A 24,519-nucleotide genomic window follows, 5' to 3' on the forward strand; every position below is an offset into this window, starting at 1 on the left:
CCACCGAAGTTGCCGATAACTACGGTAGCCAGCCGCTTGCGCCACTGTCACGACGGTTCACGTTTTCGTTACATCTGGAAATGGGTCGATATTCGGGGACCGGGTACGGAATTACGTGACAACCAGGATCGACGAACTCGTCCTGTCCCGATTCGCCGAATCGGGAACCCTCGATAACCGGTGAGTTGCACCCACCGGGCCCGCTATGCGGCCTCGAGTTGAACCTTTAACCACTATGTGATCTACAACACATGTAACTTGCTGTACCGCTATGCCTTTCGGCTCCACCTCTGCGGCGCCAGCCGGGATGTCACACCGCACCGGTAGCCTTTGGGCCGTGGCTCTGTACCGGAAATATCGACCGGCGACATTCGCTGAGGTAGTGGGTCAGGAGCACGTCACCGACCCGCTGAGTACAGCGCTGGACACCGGCCGCATCAGCCATGCGTACCTGTTCTCCGGGCCGCGTGGCTGCGGCAAGACGTCCTCGGCGCGCATCCTCGCCCGCTCGCTCAACTGTGTGGAGGGACCGACCTCCCGGCCGTGTGGCACTTGCGCGTCGTGCGTGGCGCTCGGGCCGGGCGGGTCCGGCAACCTCGACGTCATCGAGCTCGACGCGGCCAGTCACGGTGGTGTCGACGACACCCGTGAGCTGCGCGACCGTGCCTTCTACGCGCCCGCCGAGTCGCGCTATCGCGTGTTCATCGTCGACGAGGCGCACATGGTCACCACGGCCGGTTTCAACGCGCTGCTCAAGATCGTCGAGGAACCACCCGCCCACCTGATCTTCATCTTCGCCACCACCGAACCCGACAAGGTGCTGCCGACCATCCGGTCGCGCACCCACCACTACCCGTTCCGGTTGCTGCCGCCCGCGACCATGCGCGGACTGCTCGGCAAGATCTGCGAGCAGGAGCACGTGCCGGTTGAGGAGGCGGTGTACCCGCTGGTCATCCGGGCCGGTGGGGGTTCACCGCGCGACAGCCTGAGCGTGCTCGACCAGCTGCTCGCCGGTGCCGGGCCCGAGGGTGTCACCTATCCGCGGGCGGTTTCGCTGCTCGGCGTCACCGATGTGGCGCTGATCGACCACGCCGTCGACGCACTCGCCGCCGACGACGGCGCCGCCCTGTTCGGCACGATCGACCAGGTGATGGAGGCCGGGCACGATCCGCGCCGATTCGCCGTCGACCTGCTCGAACGCCTGCGCGACCTGATCCTGCTCCGCGCGGTCCCCGATGCCGCCGAGCGCGGCCTCGTCGCGGGCCCCGGCGACGTGCTCGAGCGCATGCGCGACCAGGCCGCCCGCATCGGCCCCGCCACCCTCACCCGCTACGCCGAACTCCTCCACGAGGGCCTCGGCGAAATGCGCGGCGCCACCGCCCCCCGCCTCCTGCTCGAGGTCATCTGCGCCCGCATGCTCCTCCCGTCGGTCTCCGACACCGAATCCGCCACCCTCCAACGCCTCGAACGCCTGGAACGCGGATTCGCCACCGGCGCAATCCCTTCCGCTCGCCCTGCCGGTGACGCCCCCGCTCGCCCTCCGGCCGACGCACCCGGCCCGGCCTCGTCGAGTGCGCAAGGTTCGAGTGCCGAAGGCCGCCGCCGAGGTGCGGAAATCCTCGCCGCCGCCATGGCGGAAAAGGAAGCCGCAGCACGGAAGTCGGGTGTCTCGGGGGCGGAGGACACCACCGCCGAAACGCCTGGTGCTTCGGGTGCCGCGGAAGCTCGCGCGCACACGTCCGACGGTCCCGCCGCCGACCGCGGGCCGCACCCGTACGCCCCGGTCGCCGACCGCGACGCCGCCGACAACGGTCGCGTCCCGCCCTCGCCCGCTCCGTCCGCCGAGCCGATCGGCCGACCGTCGACCGCACACTCGGCCGCCGCACCGCCGGCCGCCACGCAGTCGTCGGTCACCGACTCGACCACCACGCCGTCAGTGGCGGCTCACTCTGCCGCGCCGCCGTCGAGTGCCCCCGACGCAGTTACGCCAGCGTCGCGTGGGGACGAACACGGTCCGGCTACGCAGTCGCAGCCGCCCAGCTCCGCAGCGCCGGTCTCCGACGCACAGGATGTCGTCCCGAACCCGCCGACCTCGACGGAATCCGATTCCGCTACCGGATCAGTCGGGTCTGCACCGGCGCCGGACACCCGCCGCGACGGGCCGGAAGTTCCCTCGCCACAGGGTGATTCGCGCGGTCGGATGGGCCATGAGCCAGGAGAAGCCTCTCCACGGGTCGATAGCCAGTCGGGACCGGCGTACGTCGGTGGTGCGCCGCAGGGTGATCACGCTCGGCGGGCCGATAGCCCGTCCGGGCCCGCGCATGTCGGTGGTGCGACGGAGGGCGATTCGCATGCTGGTGCGGGAGCTGAGCCGGTGGCGGAGGCTCGACGAGCCGACGCACCCTCCACGTCCGTACCGGCAGGTGCTGCGTCGGGCGCGACGGACCGGCCCGGGTCCCCACAGGGGCAGGCGCCGTCGGAAGACCTGCTCGGCCTCGTCGACGCGGCGTGGGCCGACATCAAGACCAAGGTGCGGGAGTTCGGGCTCACGTTGCATGCGTTGATGTCGGGGGCCGCGGTGTCCCGGGTGGAGGGGCAGACGGTCGTTTTCGCGCATCAGAGCGCTCCGTTGGCGCAGCGGTTGTCCGATCCGCGCAATATCGAGTCGGTGCGGGCGGCCGTGCGGGCGGTGCTCGGGCGGGAACTGGATGTGCGCTGGGAGACCGGTGCCCCCGCGGCACGCCCGGCGCCGCAGGCCAAGAACACGGCGGGTCCAGCGGAGAGCAAGCCCGCCGCCCGGCCGCAGTTCTCGCGGCCGAGCCAGGCCAAGGGTGGGCGGGCGCGCACCGGCAAGCCCGACGACGACATTCCGCCGCCCGACTTCCCCGACTTACCCGACGACCCGGGTCCGCAGGACAGTTATGCCGTCGATCCGGCGCATTCCGGCGGCGAGTCGGCGGGCGCCCCACGCCCCGCGCCCGGCATTCCCGCCCCGCCGACCCCGGAGGAGGAGCAGGAGATGCTGGCCGCCGCCGCGGTTCCGGTGGCTCCGGGCGACCGGCAGGACCCGGACGAGGTCGCCCTGGCGTTGCTGCGCAGCGAGCTCGGCGCAAAGTCTCTCGACGGTTGACAGCCACCGTCCATACCGCGTTAAGTTAACCGGAGTTCGCACACCACGGTAGTATGAACGGGTGGCCGGGAACTCCGGATGGGCATGGTTCTATGCTCCGCTGGTGCTTGCCGGATTTGTACGGCGTCGAAGACGATTGGTCGTGGCGTTCGTGCGGCCACCGCACCCCAAGGAAGGAAACACTCCGATATGACCACAGAGGCCTACATCTACGAGGCCATCCGCACTCCGCGCGGCCGCGGCAAGAAGAACGGCTCGCTGCACTCGGTCAAGCCGATCGATCTGACTGTTGGTCTGATCCAGGAGCTGCGTGGCCGCTTCCCGAACCTCGACGAGGATCGGATCTCCGACATCATCCTCGGCGTGGTCACCCCCGTCGGTGACCAGGGCATGGACATCGCCCGCACCGCGGTCACCATCGCCGGCCTGCCCGACACCGTCGGTGGCTTCCAGCTGAACCGTTTCTGTGCCTCCGGCCTCGAGGCCGTGAACCTGGCCGCGCAGAAGGTGCGCTCGGGCTTCGACGAGCTCGTGATCGCCGGTGGCGTCGAGTCCATGTCGCGCGTGCCGATGGGCTCCGACGGCGGCGCCTGGGCCCTCGACCCGGCCACCAACTACGACGGCTACTTCGTGCCCCAGGGCATCTCGGCCGACCTGATCGCCACCATCGAGGGCTTCACCCGCGATGACGTCGACGCCTACGCCGTGCGCTCGCAGGACCTGGCGGCCAAGGCCACCACCGGCGGCTACTTCGCCAAGTCGATCGTCCCGGTCAAGGACATCAACGGCCTGGTCGTGCTCGACAACGACGAGCACATGCGCCCCGGCACCACCGCCGAGGACCTGGCCAAGCTGAACCCGGCCTTCGCGGGCATCGGCGAGATGGGTGGCTTCGACGCGGTCGCGCTGCAGAAGTTCACCTACGTGGAGAAGATCAACCACGTCCACCACGGTGGCAACAGCTCGGGCATCGTCGACGGCGCCGCCCTGCTGCTGATCGGTTCCGAGGATGCGGGCAAGAACTCGGGGATGACCCCGCGCGCCCGCGTCGTCGCCACCGCCACCTCCGGTGCCGACTCCACCATCATGCTGACCGGCCCCACCCCGGCCGCCAAGAAGGCGCTGGCGCTGGCCGGTCTGACGATCGAGGACATGGACCTCGTCGAGATCAACGAGGCCTTCGCCTCCGTCGTGCTGAAGTTCCAGAAGGACCTGAACGTCCCGGACGAGAAGCTGAACGTCAACGGTGGCGCGATCGCGATGGGTCACCCCCTCGGTGCCACCGGCGCGATGATCACCGGCACCGTGCTCGACGAGCTGGAGCGCCGCAACGCTCGCTACGGCCTGATCACGCTGTGCATCGGTGGCGGCATGGGCGTTGCCACCATCATCGAGCGGGTCTGACCTTCCAACCGGAACTTCTCATAGGAGAGAACGAAAAACTATGACTGACAACATCATCGGTTGGGAGAAGGACGCCGACGGCGTGGTCGTCCTGACCATCGACGACCCGAGCCAGGGCGCCAACACCATGAACGACGCGTACATCACCTCGATGGCCGCGACCGTTGACCGCCTCGAGGCCGAGAAGGACGACATCACCGGCGTCGTCATCACCTCCGGCAAGAAGACCTTCTTCGCCGGCGGCGACCTGAAGAACATGATGCAGGTCGGCCCGGACAACGCCGCCGACGTCGCGAAGATGCTCGACGGTGTCAAGGCCCCGCTGCGTCGCCTCGAGCAGCTCGGCAAGCCCGTCGTCGCCGCCATCAACGGTGCCGCCCTCGGCGGTGGCCTCGAGATCGCGCTGGCCACCCACCACCGCATCGCGGCCGACGTCAAGGGTTCGGCCATCGGCCTGCCCGAGGTGTCCCTCGGCCTGCTGCCCGGCGGCGGCGGTGTGACTCGCACCGTGCGCATGCTCGGCCTGCAGAACGCGCTGATGCAGGTGCTGCTGCAGGGCCAGCGTCACCGCGTCACCAAGGCCAAGGAAATCGGCCTGATCGACGAGGTCGTCTCCTCCGTCGAGGAGCTGCTGCCCGCCGCCAAGGCGTGGATCGCGGCCAACCCCGAGGCTGCCCAGCCGTGGGACAAGAAGGGCTACAAGATCCCCGGCGGCACCCCGTCGACCCCGGCGCTCGCGGCGAACCTGCCCGCGTTCCCGGCCAACCTGCGCAAGCAGATCAAGGGCACCAACATGCCCGCCCCGCGCGCCATCATGGCCGCGGCGGTCGAGGGTGCGCAGGTCGACATCGACAACGCGCTGACCATTGAGGGTCGCTACTTCATCAGCCTGCTGACCGGCCCGGTCGCGAAGAACATGATCCAGGCGTTCTTCTTCGACCTGAACCACATCAACGGTGGCGGTTCGCGTCCCAAGGATGTGCCCAAGCGCGAGATCAAGAAGATCGGCGTCATCGGCGCGGGCATGATGGGCGCGGGCATCGCCTACGTCTCGGCCAAGGCCGGCTACGAGGTCGTCCTCAAGGACGTCGAGCTCGCCAACGCCGAGAAGGGCAAGGCGTACTCGGAGGCCATCGAGAAGAAGGCCCTCTCCCGTGGCAAGACCACCCAGGAGAAGTCCGACGCGCTGCTGGCCCGCATCACCCCGACCGCGGACGCCGCCGACTTCAAGGGCGTCGACTTCGTGATCGAGGCCGTGTTCGAGAACCCCGATCTCAAGAACAAGGTGTTCCAGGAGATCGAGGACATCGTCGATCCCGACGCGCTGCTCGGCTCCAACACCTCCACCCTGCCCATCACCCTGCTCTCCGAGGGTGTGAAGCGGTCCGAGGACTTCATCGGTATCCACTTCTTCTCCCCCGTGGACAAGATGCCGCTGGTGGAGATCATCAAGGGCGAGAACACCTCCGACGAGGCGCTGGCCCGGGTGTACGACTACACCCTCGCCATCAAGAAGACCCCGATCGTCGTCAACGACAGCCGTGGCTTCTTCACCTCGCGCGTGATCGGCACCTTCATCAACGAGGCCATCTCCATGGTCGCCGAGGGTGTCGACCCCTCGACGGTCGAGCAGGCCGGTCTGCAGGCGGGCTACCCGGCCGCGCCGCTGAAGCTCAGCGACGAGCTGAACTTCACCACCATGCAGAAGATCTACAAGGAGACCGCCGACGCCATCAAGGCCGCCGGTGGCGAGCTGAACGCTGCCGCGGAGACCACCGCCGCGGTGCTCGACAAGCTGGTCGGCGAGTTCGACCGCAAGGGCAAGGCGGGCGGTGCCGGCTTCTACGACTACGTCGACGGCAAGGCTGTGGGCCTGTGGAGCGAGCTGCGTTCGCTGTACAACTCGCAGCGTGAGCTTCCGGAGGGTGTCACCTTCCAGGACCTCAAGGACCGGATGATGTTCGCCGAGGCCATCGAGACCCAGAAGTGCTTCGACGAAGGCGTGCTCACCAGCACCGCCGACGCGAATATCGGCTCGATCTTCGGCATCGGCTTCCCGGCCTGGTCGGGCGGCTCGCACCAGTTCATCGTCGGCTACCCCGGTGGCCAGGAGGCCTTCGTGGCCCGCGCCGACGAACTGGCCAAGAAGTTCGGCCCCCGCTTCGAGGTCCCGGCCTCCCTGCGCAAGTAGTAACCACCAGCGCCCCACCCCGGCGCTGCTGACCCGACAGCCCCGCCTCGCCACCGCGAGCCGGGGCTGTCGGCGTATTCGCCCTTAGACATCGTGGTCGTCCGTGTCATACTTGGGGTGAGTTCTGAAAAAATTCAGAAGTTCGGGGCCGTATAGCTGAGGTAGGCGGATGATCACCGAAGTGCAGTGGAGCGAGCTACAGCGCGACCCGAAGCAGGTGGCGCGGTTGGCCGATGAGGGGGACGTGCGGGTGCGGCGCCGCGACGGCGCGGCCCTGTTACTGACACGCGAGGACCGGGCGCATGGTCAGTCCGAAGGTGCGATCGCCGCCGCGCGTGCGCTGCGCAACGTCTTGATGCACTTGCCTGCCGATATCGCGGCAGCGGCTTTGATGGATGAATTCCCGTGGGTAGATCTGTTGCCGAAGTCGGAACAGGCGCTGTTCGTGAAGGAATTCGCACGGTCGTTCCAGGCTTCGGCTGAACTGGGCGAGTGGTCGCTGGTGCATCGCACTGTGCATGACTGGCGCAACACCGCCTACATCTACGCCGATCCGCGACTGGTCGAGCAGCTGACGGAGCCGATCGACACCGACTTCGGTCCGGTGCCCGAACCAGAGGTGGACTAGCGTGTCGCCGAAGCGGGGTGACCGGGTCGCGCCACCAAGGCGGCCCGGAATGTGGGAAGCGCGTTTCGCGACTACCGCCGCCGCCAAGGGCTGGGAGGAGTTGTGCCGAGCAGCACGTGCCAGCACCTGGGAGGCCTGGATCGTGTTGACCGAGCGGCCGACGATGCCCGAGAACCCTTCACGGCAGGCCAAGCTCAAGGGCGCGTTGTCTACCCATATTGTCGGCGGGGTGACCTTCGATCAGTGGCAGTACGAAGTCACCGGAGGCGGACGAGTCTGGTACTGCCCGGACGAGACCGCACGTGTTGTTTGGATTGTGGCAGCTGGCCCCGCGCACCCGAAAGCGACGGACTAACTGCTGACCTGGGCCAGCCCCCTTGGCAGATGCCGGTGACTGCCAAGAGGACCGGCATTTGTCGGCGTATCAGTGGGGTTTGGCGTAGTCGGCGTAGCCCTGCCAGTCGAGCATGACGCAGGGTTCGTCGCCGACGACCCAGGCGCCGTGGCCCGGGGGGATGACCATGACGTCGCCGGGGCCGAATTCCTGTTGTTCGCCGTCGTCCATGGCGACGACGATGCGGCCCGAGAGGCAGTAGCCGATGTGGGGTGCTTGGCAGCTGTCGGTGCCCGCGATCGGCTTCACGTGGTCGCTCCAGCGCCAGCCGGGTTCGAAGACGGCCCGCCCGACCGGGCCTGCTTCGGTGTTGACCAGGTCGAGTCGACCCTTGTTCTGTTCGAACGGCCGGGTTTCCTCGGGCGCGTCGAAGTTCATGCGGATGAGCGGGTGTTACCGGAACAGGATGGCGGTGATGATGTCGGTGTGGCGGTAGCGGAGGTATTTCTCGACGGTGGCCGCGTCGACGGCGGAGGTGGCGGTTGCCAGGGTGATCACCACGAACTCGGCCTGTGAACCCGCGCGCCATTTTCCGGTGGCGAAATCCTTGATGTAGCTGCCGGGGCGCAGTTCGAAGTCTTTGTCCTCGATCTTGTCGGCGGCGGCCTCGGCGGTGGCCTTGTCCGGCATCGCCAGGATGAACTGGGTGAATTTCAAGCTGCCGCCTTCGGCGGACAACACCAGTTCGGCGGCGTACTGACAACCGAGTTCGGTGAGTTTCCCGGCGTGCTCAATGGGGGCGCAATTGGTGTGATCGCGGCCGTCCACCCAATCCGCGTGCAATTCGACATTGTCGAACTTGAAATCCCACGGCCCTTCGTAATCGGTATAACTCAGGCGCTCACCGGATTTCGACGGTGGTTTACCCGTGGTGCTGGTCGTGGTCGGCTTGCGGGTCGACGGCACATCCGTCGCCGACGCCGCGACCGCGGAACCGTCCACCCCGTTGTTACCCGCCCACACCAGCAAACCGGTGCCGCCGACAAGCCCAGCGACCACCACCAGCGCGATGACGATCCACGCCCCGCCGGAGTTGCGCGGCGGCGGCGCGAGCGGCGGAACTTCCTGCGCGAACTGTGGATACGCCGTCTCCTTCGACGGCTGCCCCCACGGCGCGGGATCCTGTGGTGGATAAGTCATCTCAGCTCCCCCTTCCACGGACGACAATCGCGCCCGAGCCTGCCCCCGAGCTTACCGATCGGCGCTGTCCGGCCGGGTCGGTGGAAGTATTCGAACGGCGTTCACCCGACGGCACTCCGGGGTGGCTAGCGTGCCGGTCATGGGACGTCGGCTGGGTGCGGTGGTGTTCGGTGCGGTACTGGCCGGGGTGTGGGCCCCGGTCGGTGACGCCGAACCGATGGTGCGGGTGCTCGGGGAGCAGGTCATCGAGCACGACCTGGATTTTCGAGGCACGGTGGTCGGCGGGTTGTCGGGCATCGACTACCGGCCCGGCAGCGACGATTTCGTGCTGATCAGCGACGATCGCTCCGAGAAGAGCCCGGCCCGGGTGTACACGGCGCGGATCCCGCTCGGTGACACCGGTGTGGGGGCGGTGGAATTCACCGGAACCGTTCCGTTGCGTCGCGCCGATGGTTCGATGTATCCGCCGAAGTCGGTCGACCCGGAGGACATTCGGGTCGACCCACTGACCGGCGACTATTTCTGGACGCAGGAGGGCGAGCGGGCCGGAGTGCTTGCCGATCCCTCGGTGCGCGTCGCCCGATCCGACGGAAGTCTCGTCGCCGAATTGCCGATCCCGGAAAACGAACGCATGCTGCCGGATTCGGGCCCACGCCAGAACCAGGCACTCGAAGCGGCGACCTTCGCGGCGGGCGGCGCCTTGTTCGTCACCGCGCTGGAAGGACCCCTGCTCGGCGACGGGCCCGAGGCCACGCCGACGAGCGGCGCGACCACCCGGATCACCGTGCAGGCCAGGTTCGGCCCACTCCTCGCCCAGTACCCGTATCCGCTCGAACCGGTCTTCACAGATTCGCGTCCGGAGCCCGGGCGGGCGAGCAACGGCGTCACCGCGATCCTGGCCGTCGATCCCGTCGACCCGACCCGATTCCTGGTGCTCGAGCGCGCCTTCGCCGAGGGTGCGGGCAACCGGGTCCGTGTTTTCGAGATCGATACGGCAGGCGCGACGAATATCCTCGACGCGCCCGTCGCGGGTGCGCGTCCGGTGACCAAACGTCTCGTCGCCGACCTCACCGACCTCGGCGTCGCGGCCGTCGACAACATCGAGGCGATGACATGGGGACCTCGGCTGTCCTCCGGCGAGCGGACCTTGGTGCTGGTCGCGGACAACAACTTCAGCGCACGTCAGCGCAGTCAGGTGATCGTTCTGGCCGTTCGCTGACCGTCGGGCCATCCGTTGCCGCCACTGCATCGAATCTCCACCCGTTGGATGCCGGATCGCGCTAGCTTGGATATGTAAGACCGGTGACGCCATTTCGAATCGAGAGGTGGTCACATGGAACCGGAGCCGACGCGCATCCAGGATGGGCGACCCGGATCGTCGCCGGTCGGGACCGATACGCAACGGACCACCGCGCCGGGTGAGACCGACGAGGCCGTGGTCGCCGAACTCGACGCGATGGGGTTGACCGACGCCACCGAGATCGGGCGCGGCGGGTTCGGTGTGGTGTATCGGGCGGTGCAGCCCGCGCTGGATCGCGTCGTCGCGGTGAAGGTGCTGTCCTCGGAGATCGATCAGGAGAGCCGCGAGCGGTTCCTGCGCGAGGAACAGGCCATGGGCAGGCTGTCGGGCCACCCGAATATCGTCGATATCCTGCAGGTCGACGTCACGGGCACCGGCCTGCCGCTGATCGTGATGCCGTACTGCCCGCGCGGCTCGCTGGAGCGTCTCATCCACGATCGCGGCCCGCTCACCTGGGAAGACACCCTGCGCGCCGGCGTGAAGCTGGCGGCGGCGATCGAGTCGGCGCACCGGGCGGGCATCCTGCATCGCGATGTGAAGCCGGCCAACGTCCTCATCAGCGGTTACGGCGAACCGCAGCTCACCGATTTCGGTATCGCCCGCATTCCCGGCGGCTTCCAGACCTCGAGCAGCCTCATCACCGGTTCGCCCGCGTTCACGGCCCCCGAGGTACTCAAAGGCCATGAACCGACCGTGCAGTCCGATATCTATGGGCTCGGCGCCACCCTGTTCGCGCTGCTCACCGGCCATGCCGCGTTCGAGCGGCAGGCGGGGGAGAAGGTCGTCGCCCAGTTCCTGCGCATCACCACGCAGGCCGTCCCCGACCTGCGCGCCAAGGACTTCCCCGCCGATGTGGCCGCCGCCATCGAAAAGGCCATGGCCCAGGACCCGGCCGATCGCCCGGCCTCGGCCTACGAATTCGGCGAACTCCTGCGCGACGTGCAGCGCGCCCACGGTCAGATGCCCGACGAGATGGCGCTGCTCGTCACCGGCGACGAGCTCGCCGAGCCACCACCGGAAGCCCTCAAAGCGGTCACCGCGCGCCGCAGCTGGCCGCTCACCCTGCAGCCGGCGGGCGCGTCGGTGTCGGTGCACAAGCCGACCACCGGCACCCTGCCGCCCACCGCCGCGACCAAGTTCCGCCCGCCGACCCCGGCGCGAGATCCCTTCCCCCGACCGCGACTGCTCGACATCCTGCGTTCGGGTGGTCTGCGCAGGCTCGCGCTGATCCACGCGCCCGCCGGCTTCGGCAAGAGCACCGTCGCCACCCAGTGGCGCGCCGACCTCGCCGCCCGCGATATTCCGGTGGCCTGGCTCGGTATCGACTCCGACGACGACAGCGAGATCTGGTTCCTCGCGCACCTGATCCAGGCGATCCGGCGGGTGCGTCCCGATGTCGGCGCCGGGCTCGAGCAGGTGCTGGAGGAACGCCCGTCCGATGCGGTGGCGTTCGTGATCGCCACGCTGATCGACGAGATCCACGCCAGTGACCGGCCGGTGGTCGTCATCGTCGACGATTGGCACCGCGTGCAGGACCCCGGCGTGCACCGGGCGATGGCGGCGCTGCTCGACAACGGTTGTCACCATGTGCGTTTCGTCGTGACCAGCCGCGACCAGGCCGGATTGCCGATCAGCAGGCTGCGGGTGCGCGACGAGCTGGTCGAGCTCGACGCGGCGGCGTTGCGGCTCACCGAGTCGGAAACCCGCCAGATCCTGGTGGAGCGCAACGGGTTCGCGCTCACCGACGAACAGGTCGAGCAGATCCACGCCGCGACAGACGGGTGGCCCGCCGCCATCCAGCTGGTGAGCCTGACGCTGCGCGGCACCGCCGATCCCGGTCAGCTGCTGGTGCAGCTCGCCGAAGGCGGGCACGGGATGCGCGAGTATCTGGCCGAGAACGTACTCGACACGCTGGAACCGGACCTGCTGGAATTCCTGATGGCGATCTCGGTGGTGGAGCGGGTGAACGGTTCGCTGGCCACCCTGCTCGCCGACGTGCCCGACGGTGCCGCTCTGCTGGAGCAGGCCGAGCAGCGCGAGCTGTTCCTGCATCGGCTCCCGCACGATCCGGAGTGGTATCGCATGCAGCCGCTGTTCGCCGAGCACCTGCGCGCTCGTCTCGAACGCGACCACCCGGGGCGCTCGAAGGTGCTGCACCGCAAGGCCGCTCGCTGGTACGCGGAGCATCAATTGCTGCGCAAGTCGGTGGATCACGCGCTGGCCGCGACCGATCTCAAACTGGCCGCCGACCTGCTGGAAAGCGGCGGCATGGACCTCATCGACGGGTCACGGCTGGCGACGTTGCTCGGCAGTGTGTCGAAACTGCCCATGCAGCAGGTGAGTTCGCGGTCGAAGCTGTTGATGGCGGTGGCACGGGCCAATATGAACCTGCAACAGTCCGGCACCGCCCGCACCGCCCTCGGCAGGCTGTCGAATCTGCTGGCCCGGGGCAGCACCGGCGGTCCCGAGCAGGCGGAAGAACGCTGCGCGGCAACGGTTCTCGAAGCGGCCGACCGGGTGGCCCACGACGACACCGAGGGCGTGGCCGATCAGCTAGCCACCTGCCTGGAAGCGCCGGACGGCCTGCCGGACTGGATCGTCTCGACGGCGGCCAACCTGATGTCGTTCGTGCGCCTGTGCGAGTTCGATTTCGCCGCGGCCACCGACACCCAGGACTGGGCGGCCGAATATCACGCTCGGTCCAAAGACCCGCTCGGCCCGGTCTTCGGGCTCTGCGCCCGCGCCGCCGCGGCCTATGAACAACTCGATATCGCCACGGCCACCGCCTGTCTCGAAGAGGCCTACGAGACAGCACGCACCAGGGCCGGGCCGCGCTCGGACGCCGCGCGCGTGGCGGCAGCCATGCTGGGTGAGGTGACCTACCGGCGCGGTGACCTGGCCATGGCCGACCGGCTGCTCGACGAGAGCCACCAGCTGCTCACGCGCGTGGGCCCCGTCGACTTCCTCGTCGCGACCTTCGTCATCGGAGCGCGCGTGAAAGCCGCCCTCGGCGACCAGTACACCGCCGCCGCCCGGCTCGAGGAGGGCGCGCGCGTGGCCGCGGCCAACAGCCTGGCCCGCCTCGACGCCCATGTGCGTGCGGAACGCTCGCGCCTCGGGCTGCCGCCGGGCAACGGCGCCAACGGGATCGTCGTCGACCCGTCGGGCAACGGCGGACGCCGCAAAACGGGCGCCGCCGCCCTCATCACCGAGGCGAGGCAGGTCGCCGAAATCCGCACCCTCCTCACCGAACAGCGCCTGCGCGCCGACGACCGCGCCGCCCGCCACGCCCGCGTGCTGTATTCGCGTGTCCTCGAACAATCCCGCCCCCGCGCGGAACTGGACGCCACCCTGCTACTCGCGGAATGCCTCGCGGCGGCAGGCTGGATCGGCGAGGCAACCAACCTGGTCCTGCCGGTCCTGCGCACCTGCGCCGACCTCGGCTGGACCCGCCCCTTGCTCGACGCGGGCCCCGGCGTGGTCGGCCTCCTACACGTCCTGCGCACCCAGGCTCACGACACCCAGCAGCATCCGATCCTGGACGGAATGCCCGGCCATTTCCTCGACGAACTGCTGACTTGACCGGCCCGGTCACCCGGGCCGGTCACCGTACTAGGGCTGCCACCAGGGCCGCAACGGCACGTCCCAGGTTCCGTTCTTGTTCAGTTTCACGCCGAGGACGTGGTGGAGTTGGACGACATTGCGCTGGAAGCCGAGGCGGCAGCCTGCCATGTAGAGGCCCCAGACCTTTGCCGTGCCCTCGCCTACCTCGTCGACGCAGGCGTCCCAGTTGGCGACCAGGTTCTTGCACCATTCGTGCAGGGTGAGGGCGTAGTGCTCGCGCAGGTTCTCCTCGTGCAGGACCTCGAGGCCGAGGTTCTGGATCTCGGAGATGATGCGGCCCGAGCCGATGAGTTCGCCGTCGGGGAAGACGTAGCGGTCGATGAAGTCGCCGGCCTTGGTGGTTCGGGTGTTGTCGGGGCGGGTGATGCAGTGGTTGAGGAACAGGCCGCCGTCGCGGAGTTTGTCCTTGATGAAACCGAAGTAGAAGGGGTAGTTGTGCACCCCGATGTGTTCGGTGAGACCGATCGAGGAGACGGCGTCGAACTCGCCCTCGACGATGTCGCGGTAGTCGCTGTGGCGGACTTCGGCGAGGTCGGCGAGCCCTTCCTCGACGATCTTCTGCTGCGCCCACGCCGCCTGTTCGGCCGAGAGCGTGGCACCGATGACGCGCACGCCACGCTTGGCGGCGTAACGGACCATGCCGCCCCAGCCGCAGCCGATGTCGAGCAGCCGGTCGCCTTCCTTCAGGCGCAGCTTGTCGAAGATCAGCCGGTACTTGTTCTCCTGTGCCTGCTCGAGGGTCCAGTCGCGGTCGCCGTACACCGCGCAGGTGTAGGTCATCGACGGGCCGAGCACGTATTCGTAGAACTTGTTGGAGACGTCGTAGTGGTGGTGGATCGCCTCGGCGTCGCGAGTCTTGGAGTGGCGTAAGCCTTCCAGGGCGATGCGGCGCCAGCGCGGCAGAGTCTCCTGCGGCGGCGGGGCGATCGGCTTGAGCCGCTCCCAGCCGAGCGAGCGGGCGATGGTCACCAGCGACAGGGCCGACGGACGATGGAACTTCATGTCCTGCATGGCCTTCAAGATGTCGTACGGGTCACCGGGGTGCACCCCCTGCGCCACCATGTCGCCCGCGATGTAGGCGCGGGCCATGCCGAGGTCGCCGGGTGCGGTGGCCAGGTAGTTGATGCCGCGCGGGTTCTTGATGTCGAGGGTGTAGGGCGAATCGGCGGGCCCGGTCGCGCTGCCGTCGTAGGCCGTCAGCCGGACAGGGATGTCACCGTCGATGAGGCTCTCGAACACCTCCGCGATGCTGAGCCGGGTTCCCAGCTCGGCGAGGATCTCGGATCTGTCCTTGAATGTCGTCACTTGCGTTGCACCGCCTTCGAATACAGATTCAGCAGTCGTTGGTCCGGGTCGTAACGGTTCTTCAATGCGGTATAGGTCTGGCCGCCGTAGAGCTTCGCGAATTCTGCCTCGTCGTAATAGGAGTCCGAGTACAGGGACTTGTGTCCGTCGAATTCGGAGACGATCTTCTCGATGGCGCGGTTGGCAGCCCCCTCCGGCTGACCGGGCACGGTGGGCACCGCCGACCAGAATCCGAAGTTGACGTAGGTGTGGCGCGGTTCGAGGGGGTACAGCGGCCACGGTCGGCTGCCGTCGGCGGCGCCGGTCTCGCGCAAACGCAAGGGGCACAGCCAGATCGGTTCGATCGGGATCTCGCGCAGAAACCACTCGGCGAAGTCGGCGGTGCGGTGGACCGGCACCTCGATGTCCTGCACCACCCGCTCCTGCGGCGCGAGTCCCTTGCGGGCCCGGCGCCGGTCGTCGAAGTGGTACTTGCGGTCGAGCGCGACGAGCTTCCAGTAGAAGCTGCTGCGGCGCAACGACTTGGGCCAGAACCGGCGGATCTTCGGGTTCTGGGTGCCGAAGGCGCGTGAGCACCAGAACCAGTCGGTGTCCCAGCGCCACAGGTAGTCGGCGATGGTGAGCCGGTCGGTCTTCACGCCGTCGTCGTGCTGCAGGGAGCGGTAGTAGATGTCCATGCCGGTGTAGTCGCTGACCGGGCCGGGTTCGTCGGTCTGCCCGCCGAGGGTCAGGTAGCTCTCGGTGGCGCTGAAGACGACGCCGTCCAGGTAGTCGACCTGTTCGCCCTGGTAGGAGCGCTCAGTGACGATGCGTTCCAGCTCGGTTTCCAGCGTGCGCAGGTCGTGGAACCGCACGTGCCGCAGCGCGACATAGGGCTTGACAGCTTCGAGCTCGATTTTCAGGCGAACGGAGTAGCCGAGGGTGCCGTAGGAGTTGGGGAAACCGTGGAAGAGGTCGGCGTGCTCGCCGGTCGGCGTCGCGGTGAGGATCTCGCCCGACCCGGTCAGGATGTCCATTTCCAGCACGGATTCGTGCGGGAGACCGTTGCGGAACGAGGTCGACTCGATGCCGAGCCCGGTGACGGCGCCACCGAGGGTGATGGTCTTGAGCTGCGGAACCACCAGCGGGGCGAGCCCGTAGGGAAGGGTGGCCGCCACCAGGTCCTCGTAGGTGGTCATGCCTGCCACGTCGGCGGTTCTGGCCTGCGGGTCGACGGCGATCACCTGCCCCAGCCCCGACACGTCGAGCCCGGGCGCGGTCGTCGCCGCCCTGGCACGGAAAAGGTTCGATGTCTTCTTCGCCAACCGGACGACGGCACCCGGTGGGATGGCGCGATAGCTTGCCAGCAGTCGCTCCACACCCGCGCGGTGCGCGGCGTATCCAGACTCGCGTGCGGCCGGTTCGTGGCCGGCCCTACCCAAAAGACTCACTGCCACTGTGTCGACGCTAGTACGCGCCCGCCCGCCCGGCTACCAGATAGATGCACGCCACGGTGAAATGTCACTCAGCTGTTTCTTCCCGGCCCACCTGACAGGGCAACGCAGTGGGGCGCAAGGCAAGATGTAACCCAGCCCCGCCTATCGTCGGGACCGGCGGGGCCGCGAACTCGAGCGCGCCAGCGCTCCAAAAAACACAGGAGTCAACGGTGGGTCAGGTCAGTGCAAGCAGTTCGATCGTCGTCGCGGCGGATCCGCAGCGCACCCTCGAGGCGATCGGCGACTACGAGACGGTTCGTCCGCGCATCCTCTCCTCGCACTACCGCGACTACAAGGTGATCGAGGGCGGTAAGGGCGCGGGCACCGTGGTGGAGTGGACCCTGCAGGCCACCGAGAAGCGGGTGCGCAACGTGCGTGCCAGTGTGACGGTCGCGGACTCGATTCTCACCGAGCGCGACGCCAACTCCTCGATGGTCAACACCTGGACCGTCACGCCCGAGGGCACCGGTTCGCGCGTCACCGTGCGCACCACCTGGAAGGGTGCGGGCGGCATCGGCGGCATCTTCGAGGGCATCTTCGCGCCGCTCGGCCTGAAGAAGATCCAGGCCGAGCTGCTGGAGAACCTGAAGCGCGAACTGGCCTGAGTCAGTATTTGCCGATGTCGAAGAGGTTGCCCTCGGGATCGGCGACGGTCACCCACTGCACGCCGTACTGGTCGAAGTCGCCGATGTGCTTGCCGCCAAGGCCGATCGCGCGTTCGAGGGCATCGGCCCACTGCGTCGAGTGGAAGTCCAGGTGCACGGCGTTCTTGCCCGGCGTCCGGTCGGGCACCTGGATGAACATCAGCACCGGCGACATGCCTGTCGACCGGCCGATCTCGGCGAAGAACGGTGAGGCCGCCGGTTCGACGGGCACGTCGAGCAGTTGGGCGTAGAACTCGGCGAGGGCGGCCGCGTTGTGGCAGTCGACGACGACATTGGCGATGGCGAGGGTCATCGGGTTTCTCCTTCGGTGATGGGCCAGCACACTTCGGTGCGGTATTCGGCCGGGTTGTCGGTGTGCTGCGGTCCCACGAGGTAGCGCTCGCGGATCGGTTCGTCGGCCAGGGCTTCGTCGTGTTCGGCGACATAGCTGCCGAGGGCGCCGTAGGTGCGGTCGAAGTCGTCGAACGCGCCGGTGTGCACGGCCACGGCGTAGCGGCGGGCGGGCATGTCGGTGAGTTCGAGGCCGGGTGGCGGGGTGAGTTCCGTGCCCGGGGGAAGTGGCAGGTAGGCGCTCACCTCGCCCGATTCGTCGGTGAAGAATTCGGTCGAGTAGGTGGCGCCCGCGATTCCGCCCGGTGTCACGCCCGCGGCGAGCACCGTCTGGAACAGCTGGTCGAAGGCGAGACCGCACCATTCGCCGATGGCGTCGCGGGCGACCCGGTCGGTGCGGGTGAGCGCGGTGCACGCCGGCTCGATCCGGTATTCCACCCGCAGCATCGGCGCGGGCACGGTGAGCAGCGCGCGCAACGAGGTGACCACGTCCCTGGTGCGCTGCAGTTCGGCTTCCATCGCGCTGAGGTGTTCGCGCAGGGTCGCGTCGCGCGTGGTCGGGTCGGGCGCGGCGAGTACCTCGCGGATTCGTGGCAGCGGCATGGCCAGATCGCGCAGCCTGCGGATGAGGTGCGCCTGCTCGACCTGGTCGACGGAGTAGCGGCGGTACCCGGAACCGGGTGCCACCGCGACCGGCTCGAGCAACTCGATCTCGTGGTAGTAGCGCAGCGTCTTGACGCTCAGAAGCGTGAGGCGGGCGAACTCGCCGATCGTCACGGTGGCTGTCATGGAGACAAGCCAACACCCTCCAGTAGCGGGAAGGTCAACGATCAGGCCGGGGTGAGCACGAATGCCGCGAGCAGGCCGCCGCCGCGCCACCAGGAATAGCCGAGCCAGACGCCGGGCGTGACCTCTCTGATCTCGTCGTAGACCGGCGAGGGGTAGTTCAGGGCCCAGGCCGGGGCGGCGTCGAGGATCGAGGGCGCCCGGTAGACATCGGCCGGGAAGGCCTCGAGTCCGGCGCCGGTGACCCGGTTCGTCAGTGTGCCGCCGTCGGGGCCCGTGCGGAACACCTTGCCGATCCACACCGACTGCGCGATGCCGTCCAGCCGTTCCGGACGGAGCACCCAGCCGTTGGTGACGCCCATCGGCACCGCACCGGCGCCCGCGTCGCGGTAGATCTGGTCCTGTTGGCCGACACTGCAGCGGAACCGCAGTGAGTCGATGGTCGCGGCACGATTGCCGGGGTCGAGCACGCATCCGGCGCCGTAGTCGGCGACGGGTGTCGGTGGATCGGCGGCGGCGCCGACCGGGGTGAGAACGAGCAGGCTCGCACACAGAGCCGATGTGGTCACCAGACGAGCACGCATGGCATTCATCCGATCTCCTAGGGTTGCTGACCCGTAGCCCGACCTGTCCCGATCCTAGGCCGCGCGCAACGCCGAAGGCCAGCCACCGCCCTCCGGGCACCCCGACTAGGCTGGTACGTGGACAAGGCCCGAGCCCCCACCCGATGCACCATCCGGTCGTCGGCCGCGGCTCACGGGGCCGAAAACCCGCGGCGCCAGCCGCCGACAACACAGGAGCCTTCGTGCAACCCGGTGATGGTCAGTTCGACATGCAAGCGCTGCTTGCCCAGGCCCAGCAGATGCAGCAGGCCGTGATGCAGGCCCAGGCCGAGCTCGCCGAATCGGAGGTGCAGGGCCAGGCCGGTGGCGGTCTCGTGCAGGCGACCATCAAGGTGAGCGGCGAGATCACCGCCCTCACCATCGACCCCAAGGTCGTCGACCCGTCCGATGTCGACGGTCTGCAGGACCTGGTGATCGGCGCGATCAACGACGCGATGGCCAACGCGCAGCAGCTGGCCGCCGAACGGCTCGGCCCGCTGTCGCAGGGCCTCGGCGGTTCGATGCCCGGACTGCCTGATTTCTGATGTATGAGGGGCCGGTACAGGATCTGATCGACGAGCTGGGCAAGCTGCCCGGCGTCGGTCCGAAGAGCGCGCAGCGCATCGCTTTTCATCTGCTGCAGGTGGAGCCGCCGGAGATCGACCGGTTGCAGGCCGTGCTGCAGAAGGTGCGCGACGGCGTGCAGTTCTGCGTGTCGTGCGGCACCGTCGCCGACGGCGAGCTGTGCCGGATCTGCGCCGACCCCCGCCGCGACCGCACCATGATCTGTGTGGTCGAGGAACCCAAGGATGTGCAGGCGATCGAGCGCACCCGCGAGTTCCGTGGTCGCTACCACGTGCTCGGTGGTGCGCTCGATCCGCTCAGCGGTGTCGGACCCGACCAGTTGCGGATCCGGGAGCTGTTGACCCGCATCGGTAATCAGGACGACGGTGTCGACGTGAGCGAGGTCATCATCGCGACCGACCCGAACACCGAGGGCGAGGCGACCGCCACCTATCTGGTGCGCATGCTGCGCGATTTCCCCGGGCTCACCGTGACCCGGTTGGCGTCGGGCCTGCCGATGGGTGGTGACCTGGAGTTCGCCGACGAGCTGACGCTCGGTCGTGCGCTGTCGGGTCGCCGGGCGCTCTAGAGCTCGACCCGGGCCCAGTTCGCTTCGTCGGCAACGGGTTTGCCGTTGGTCCAGTCCCAGATGATGCGGGCGACCTCGGCGGCGTCGCCGAGTTTCGTCCCGAAATGCCGGTCGGCCGAGCCGTCGCGGTATTCGAGGGTGTAGGTGCCGTCGGGGTCGCGGTAGGTCTGGATGTAGCTCTGTTCGCCGCGTTCGACGATCAGGTACGGGTTCGGTGCGGCCAGGCCCGCTACCCATCGGTGCGCCAATTCCTCGGTGAGATAAGGGAATTCGCCTGCGCCGCCGTGGGTGACGGCGATCGGGATGTGCCCGGCGGGATCGATCAGCCACGACAGCTGCGGGTCGTAGACGGCGTAGCCGCGCGGGGTGGCCAGGTCGAACAGCAGATTGCGGACGAAGCCGATCGCGTCGTACGGCGACGGCACGAACAGGGTGTCGCCGGTCGGGCCGCTGACGGGACTGCTGAGGAAGCCGTCCTCCTCGGGCAGCGCGCTGTCGCGGGCGTTGAGTTCGGCCGCGATCTCGGCGATGGCGTCGGTTTCGGGCAGACCTTCCTGCGCGGTCAGGTAGGCGTCGATCTCGTCGAGGGAGGAGGCCGCGCCCGACGGCAGAAGGATGTGGTCGTAGCTCACCTGGTCAACCCTACGTAGGTGCTCGGACCGAACTCACCGAGGGCGGGAACACTCCGCTCGGGACGGTGGCGGGGGAGAATCGGGGCCGATGTACGTGGTGTCGACCGGCGACGATACGGAGGGCCCGTGACCGAGCTCGATGAGGCGCGACTCGCGCCGGGCGTGCGGGCGCAGGTGGCCGAGCAGTTCGCCCGGTACCGGTCCGCGAGCCGGGCCGACGCGCCGTTCGACGAATGCGGCGGGCCGACCCGGGGCTATTACGACGAACTGGTCGACGGTCAGGGCCGGGTTCGCCCGATGTGGGCCGAACTGTCGGCGGCCTTCGCCGAGCGCGGTGTCGCGGGCCTGGCCGACATCGATCACCGGGTGCGCAGGCGGATCGAGGACGACGGCGTCACCTACAGCGGCCCCGACGGCAGCGCCCGACCGTGGCGGCTCGATCCCATCCCGCTGCTGGTCTCCGCCGACGACTGGACCCGCCTGGAAGCGGGCCTCGTGCAGCGTTCCCGTGTGCTCGACGAGGTGCTCACCGATGTGTACGGGCCGCGCAGGCTGCTCACCTCCGGTGTACTGCCGCCGCAGGTGGTGTTCGGCAGTGCCGGGTACGTGCGTGCCGCGCACGGCATCACCGTGCCCGGCACGCATCAGTTGTTCCTGCACGGCTGCGACATCAGCCGGTTCGGTGACGGTGACTTCCGGGTGCTCGCCGACTGGGCGCAGGCGCCGTCGGGCGCCGGGTACGCGCTGGCCGACCGCCGCGTTGTCGCCTCGGCGATCCCGGAGTCGTTCGAACACGCCGGGCCACGTCCGCTGAGCCCGTTCGCGCGGGCGATGCGGTCGATGCTCGCCGAGGCGGCCCCCGAATCGGCCGACGGCGCGGAACCCGTTGTGGTCGTGCTGAGTCCGGGTGCGCAGTCCGAAACCGCCTTCGACCAGGCCTATCTGGCGCAGACCCTCGGTTTCCCGCTGGTGGAGAGCGCTGATCTGGTCGTGCGCGACGGTGCGCTGTGGATGCGGTCGCTCGGCAGTCTCGAACGGGTCGATGTGGTGTTGCGACGCGTCGACGCGGAATTCGCCGATCCGCTGGACTTGCGTCCCGATTCGCGGCTCGGGGTCGTGGGGTTGGTCGAGGTGTTGCGGCGCGGAGCGGTGACGGTGGTCAACACCCTCGGCAGCGGGCTGCTCGAATCACCCGCGCTGAGCGTGTGCCTGCCACGGATCGCGCGGACGGTCCTCGGTGAGGAACTGCTGCTCGACGGGGTGCAGTCGTACTGGGGTGAGATGGAAACCGAACGCGCCCATCTGGTTTCCCATGTCGGTGAACTGGTGATCCGTTCGGCTGTCGACGGGACGACCATCTTCGGGCCGAATCTCACCGCCGCCGAACGCGCGGAACTCGCGGCACGGATCGAGGCCGAGACGTGGCGGTGGGTGGGTCAGGAACCCGCCGAATTCTCCGTCGCGCCGTCGGTGCAGGAGCGGTCGGGGCTGGCGCCCGCCCCGGTGGGGATGCGGTTGTTCTCGCTGGCGCGGCGTGGTGGGTACACGGCGATGGCCGGTGGTCTCGGCCAGCAGTGGTTGCGGCGCGAACCGGGTCATGTCGCGATCAAGGTGGCGGCCAAGGATGTCTGGGTCCGGGCGGCCCCGGCCGCCGCGCCCGCCGCCGCCGATCTGCCGCACGAGGACCGCACGCGCCGCGCCGCGCCGGTGGTGGAGGCGGTGAGTTCCCCGCGCGTCCTCAACGACCTGTTCTGGATGGGTCGCTACGGCGAACGAGCCGAATCGGTGGTCCGGCTGCTCGCCGCGACCCACGATGTCTATCAGGACTATCGCTACCGGCCGTGGCTGGAAGGCGGTGCGGCGCTGCCGGTTCTGTGGCACGCGCTCGCGGTGACAACCGGTACCGACCGTGTTCTCGAGGCGATGGAGGAGCCCGCCGAGCGAGCGGCGGGGGTGCCTGCCGACAGTGGGTCCGGTGCGGACTCGCCGGAGGCGTCGAGCACCGGCGTGTCTCGCGTGCCGAGGGCTGCCGAGGAAGAGTCGTCTCCCGGTTCGGAGGTCGCGGACGTAACGGCCGCGGCGTCTCGCGTCGTCGGGGCATCGGCGGCAGGGTTCCGGTATCTGGCGGCGTTGACCGGGGATCGGCAGCGGGCCGGGTCGTTGGCCTACGCGATCGACCATTACGGGTCGGCGGCTCGGGCTGTGCGCGACCAGGCGTCGGGGGATACCTGGATGATCCTCGGTGCGGTGGACCGGGCGCTGGCCGAATTCCGTGGTGCCGAGGGTGAGACGGCGATGTCGTCGGTGCATTCGCTGTCGCTGGCGGCCCTGCTCGCCCTGTCGGGCATCGGTGCGGAATCCCTTGTGCGCGACACGGGTTGGCAGGTGATGGAGATCGGCAAGCGGGTGGAGCGCGGGCTCGCGCTGACGGCGCTGCTCGAATCGACGCTCGCGCGTGAGCATCCGGCGGAGGAGGAGCAGGTGCTGTTCGACGCGGTGCTCGCGGCCACCGAGTCGGCGGTCATGTACCGGCGTAGACATCGTGGGGCGCCGCAGATCGTTGCCCTGGCCGATCTGTTGCTGTTCGACGCCGCCAACCCCCGCTCGCTGGTGTACCAACTCGACCGGCTCGAAACCGGTTTCCAGGCGCTGCCGGGCAGTTCGGGTACGTCGCGTTCGCAACGCCTGCTCGCCGACGCGCAACGCATGGTGCGGCGGGTCGACCCCGCCGATCTGGAACACGCCGACGACGGTGTGCGCACCGAACTGGTGGAACTGCTGGAAGGGGTGCACTTGCGGTTGCGCAAGCTGGCCGAATCGTTCGAGACTTCCAAGTTGACCGTGCCGCAGGGCATTCAGCCCCTGTGGGGCAGCGCGAGGGTGGTCGGATGAGCACCTACCGCGTGCTGCACCACACCACCTACGCCTACTCCGATGAGGTGAGCAGTTCCTACGGACGTGCGTATCTCACACCACGAGAGTTTCCCGGCCAGCGCTTGCTCGCCCACGACATCCACATCGACCCCGGCCCGTCCGACCGCTCGGCAGGCCCCGACGTATACGGCAACGCCACCACGTATTTCCATGTGACACAGGAACATCGCCGACTCGTGGTGACCGCCGAATCGCTCGTCGAAGTCGACCAACCCCCACCACCGGACGCCGATCTCCCCTGGGAACAGGCCCGTCCGACTGCGAGCACCGGCCCCCTCGCCGTCGAATTCACCCTCGACCTGACCCAGCCCGAAATCACACCCGACGTCAAAGCCTATGCCGCGCAGAGCTTCACCCCGGGCCGCCCACTTTTGGAGGCGATCACCGAACTCAACTCCCGCATCCACCACGACTTCCACTACCGCACCGGCTCGACAACGGTGAGCACCAGCGTCGCCGACGTCTTCACCGCCCGCGAAGGCGTCTGCCAGGACTTCGCCCGCCTCGCCGCCGCCTGCCTACGCTCCCACGGCCTGGCCGCCCGCTACGTCTCCGGCTACCTGGCCACCGAGCCACCCCCCGGCCGCGAACGCATGATCGGCGCCGACGCCACCCACGCCTGGACCGCCGTCTGGCTCCCCACCCCCACCACCTGGCTCCCTTTCGACCCGACCAACAACCAACTTCCCGACGACCGCTACACCACCCTCGCCTGGGGCCGCGACTACCAAGACGTAGCCCCCCTCCGCGGAATCATCTACACCGAAGCCGCCACCTCCACCATCGACGTCTCCGTAGACGTCGCCCCGGTCGGCTGACGGTAGAC

20 protein-coding genes are annotated in these 24,519 nt (G+C 68.4%); 12 read left to right on the plus strand and 8 right to left on the minus strand.

The window, feature by feature from the left end:
• Window positions 1-337: 337 nt before the first annotated feature.
• From NCO8_RS15545 to NCO8_RS15565, 5 genes are all read left to right on the plus strand, one after another.
• Window positions 338-3,130 carry a DNA polymerase III subunit gamma and tau gene (locus NCO8_RS15545; protein WP_067640363.1) on the plus strand — a complete coding sequence of 931 codons (2,793 nt, stop codon included), beginning with the start codon at window positions 338-340 and terminating at the stop codon, window positions 3,128-3,130.
• Between the two features lie 189 nt (window positions 3,131-3,319).
• Window positions 3,320-4,534, plus strand: coding sequence for an acetyl-CoA C-acetyltransferase (locus NCO8_RS15550; RefSeq protein WP_067494619.1), 1,215 nt, complete (start codon window positions 3,320-3,322; stop codon window positions 4,532-4,534).
• Window positions 4,535-4,574: 40 nt separating this feature from the next.
• The gene (locus NCO8_RS15555; protein ID WP_067640365.1) at window positions 4,575-6,725 is read left to right on the plus strand and encodes a 3-hydroxyacyl-CoA dehydrogenase NAD-binding domain-containing protein; all 2,151 of its coding nucleotides are present in this window, start codon (window positions 4,575-4,577) and stop codon (window positions 6,723-6,725) included.
• Between the two features lie 169 nt (window positions 6,726-6,894).
• Entirely contained in the window at window positions 6,895-7,353 is a 459-nt protein-coding gene (locus NCO8_RS15560; protein ID WP_067640367.1) for a hypothetical protein, read from the plus strand.
• Between the two features lie 49 nt (window positions 7,354-7,402).
• The gene (locus NCO8_RS15565; protein WP_210740447.1) at window positions 7,403-7,708 is read left to right on the plus strand and encodes a hypothetical protein; all 306 of its coding nucleotides are present in this window, start codon (window positions 7,403-7,405) and stop codon (window positions 7,706-7,708) included.
• A 69-nt stretch (window positions 7,709-7,777) separates the two neighbouring features.
• Here NCO8_RS15565 and NCO8_RS15570 read toward each other — a convergent pair whose 3' ends face one another.
• Window positions 7,778-8,125, minus strand: coding sequence for a cupin domain-containing protein (locus NCO8_RS15570; protein WP_067640371.1), 348 nt, complete (start codon window positions 8,123-8,125; stop codon window positions 7,778-7,780).
• 15 nt (window positions 8,126-8,140) lie between these two features.
• Window positions 8,141-8,887 (minus strand): hypothetical protein, encoded by a 747-nt coding sequence (locus tag NCO8_RS15575; protein WP_067640373.1) that lies wholly within the window; start codon window positions 8,885-8,887, stop codon window positions 8,141-8,143.
• Window positions 8,888-9,026: 139 nt separating this feature from the next.
• Here NCO8_RS15575 and NCO8_RS15580 point away from each other — a divergent pair, with 139 nt between their 5' ends.
• A complete protein-coding gene (locus NCO8_RS15580) occupies window positions 9,027-10,106 on the plus strand; it encodes an esterase-like activity of phytase family protein (protein ID WP_067640375.1) in 1,080 nt (359 codons plus the stop codon).
• Between the two features lie 114 nt (window positions 10,107-10,220).
• Complete coding sequence (locus NCO8_RS15585) at window positions 10,221-13,769, plus strand: serine/threonine-protein kinase (RefSeq protein ID WP_067640378.1); 3,549 nt, start codon at window positions 10,221-10,223, stop codon at window positions 13,767-13,769.
• A 30-nt stretch (window positions 13,770-13,799) separates the two neighbouring features.
• Here the strand turns inward: NCO8_RS15585 and NCO8_RS15590 are convergent, their stop codons facing one another.
• Window positions 13,800-15,116, minus strand: coding sequence for a class I SAM-dependent methyltransferase (locus tag NCO8_RS15590; RefSeq protein ID WP_067640380.1), 1,317 nt, complete (start codon window positions 15,114-15,116; stop codon window positions 13,800-13,802).
• Entirely contained in the window at window positions 15,113-16,546 is a 1,434-nt protein-coding gene (locus tag NCO8_RS15595) for an FAD-binding oxidoreductase (RefSeq protein WP_067640382.1), read from the minus strand. Before NCO8_RS15595 ends, NCO8_RS15590 begins: the two co-directional genes overlap by 4 nt.
• A gap of 215 nt (window positions 16,547-16,761) precedes the next feature.
• On the opposite strand from NCO8_RS15595, the gene NCO8_RS15600 reads away from it, so the two are divergent.
• Complete coding sequence (locus NCO8_RS15600) at window positions 16,762-17,196, plus strand: SRPBCC family protein (protein ID WP_067494599.1); 435 nt, start codon at window positions 16,762-16,764, stop codon at window positions 17,194-17,196.
• Window position 17,197: 1 nt separating this feature from the next.
• On the opposite strand, the gene NCO8_RS15605 is transcribed toward NCO8_RS15600, so the two are convergent.
• Genes NCO8_RS15605 through NCO8_RS15615 form a run of 3 tightly spaced genes read right to left on the minus strand, consistent with a single transcriptional unit; the run spans window position 17,198 to window position 18,965 of the window.
• Window positions 17,198-17,548, minus strand: a complete 351-nt coding sequence (locus tag NCO8_RS15605) for a VOC family protein (protein WP_067640384.1) — start codon at window positions 17,546-17,548, stop codon at window positions 17,198-17,200.
• Complete coding sequence (locus NCO8_RS15610; protein WP_067640386.1) at window positions 17,545-18,375, minus strand: MerR family transcriptional regulator; 831 nt, start codon at window positions 18,373-18,375, stop codon at window positions 17,545-17,547. Before NCO8_RS15610 ends, NCO8_RS15605 begins: the two co-directional genes overlap by 4 nt.
• 41 nt (window positions 18,376-18,416) lie before the next feature.
• Window positions 18,417-18,965, minus strand: a complete 549-nt coding sequence (locus NCO8_RS15615; RefSeq protein ID WP_067640388.1) for a hypothetical protein — start codon at window positions 18,963-18,965, stop codon at window positions 18,417-18,419.
• A gap of 239 nt (window positions 18,966-19,204) precedes the next feature.
• Here NCO8_RS15615 and NCO8_RS15620 point away from each other — a divergent pair, with 239 nt between their 5' ends.
• Entirely contained in the window at window positions 19,205-19,519 is a 315-nt protein-coding gene (locus NCO8_RS15620) for a YbaB/EbfC family nucleoid-associated protein (protein WP_210740525.1), read from the plus strand.
• The gene (gene recR / locus NCO8_RS15625; RefSeq protein ID WP_067640390.1) at window positions 19,519-20,127 is read left to right on the plus strand and encodes a recombination mediator RecR; all 609 of its coding nucleotides are present in this window, start codon (window positions 19,519-19,521) and stop codon (window positions 20,125-20,127) included. Before NCO8_RS15620 ends, recR begins: the two co-directional genes overlap by 1 nt.
• Here recR and NCO8_RS15630 read toward each other — a convergent pair.
• Window positions 20,124-20,759, minus strand: coding sequence for a hypothetical protein (locus NCO8_RS15630; protein WP_067640392.1), 636 nt, complete (start codon window positions 20,757-20,759; stop codon window positions 20,124-20,126). The two genes, recR and NCO8_RS15630, sit on opposite strands and share 4 nt — an antisense overlap.
• Window positions 20,760-20,885: 126 nt before the next feature.
• Between NCO8_RS15630 and NCO8_RS15635 the strand changes: the two genes are divergently transcribed.
• Together NCO8_RS15635 and NCO8_RS15640 are read left to right on the plus strand one after the other, a co-directional pair.
• Window positions 20,886-23,651 carry a circularly permuted type 2 ATP-grasp protein gene (locus NCO8_RS15635; protein WP_245655381.1) on the plus strand — a complete coding sequence of 922 codons (2,766 nt, stop codon included), beginning with the start codon at window positions 20,886-20,888 and terminating at the stop codon, window positions 23,649-23,651.
• Window positions 23,648-24,511, plus strand: a complete 864-nt coding sequence (locus NCO8_RS15640) for a transglutaminase family protein (RefSeq protein ID WP_067640422.1) — start codon at window positions 23,648-23,650, stop codon at window positions 24,509-24,511. The genes NCO8_RS15635 and NCO8_RS15640 overlap by 4 nt, the downstream gene beginning before the upstream one ends.
• Window positions 24,512-24,519 lie beyond the last annotated feature (8 nt).

Origin of the sequence: Nocardia coubleae NBRC 108252 (assembly GCF_001612805.1) — a bacterium.
Taxonomy (GTDB): domain Bacteria; phylum Actinomycetota; class Actinomycetes; order Mycobacteriales; family Mycobacteriaceae; genus Nocardia; species Nocardia coubleae.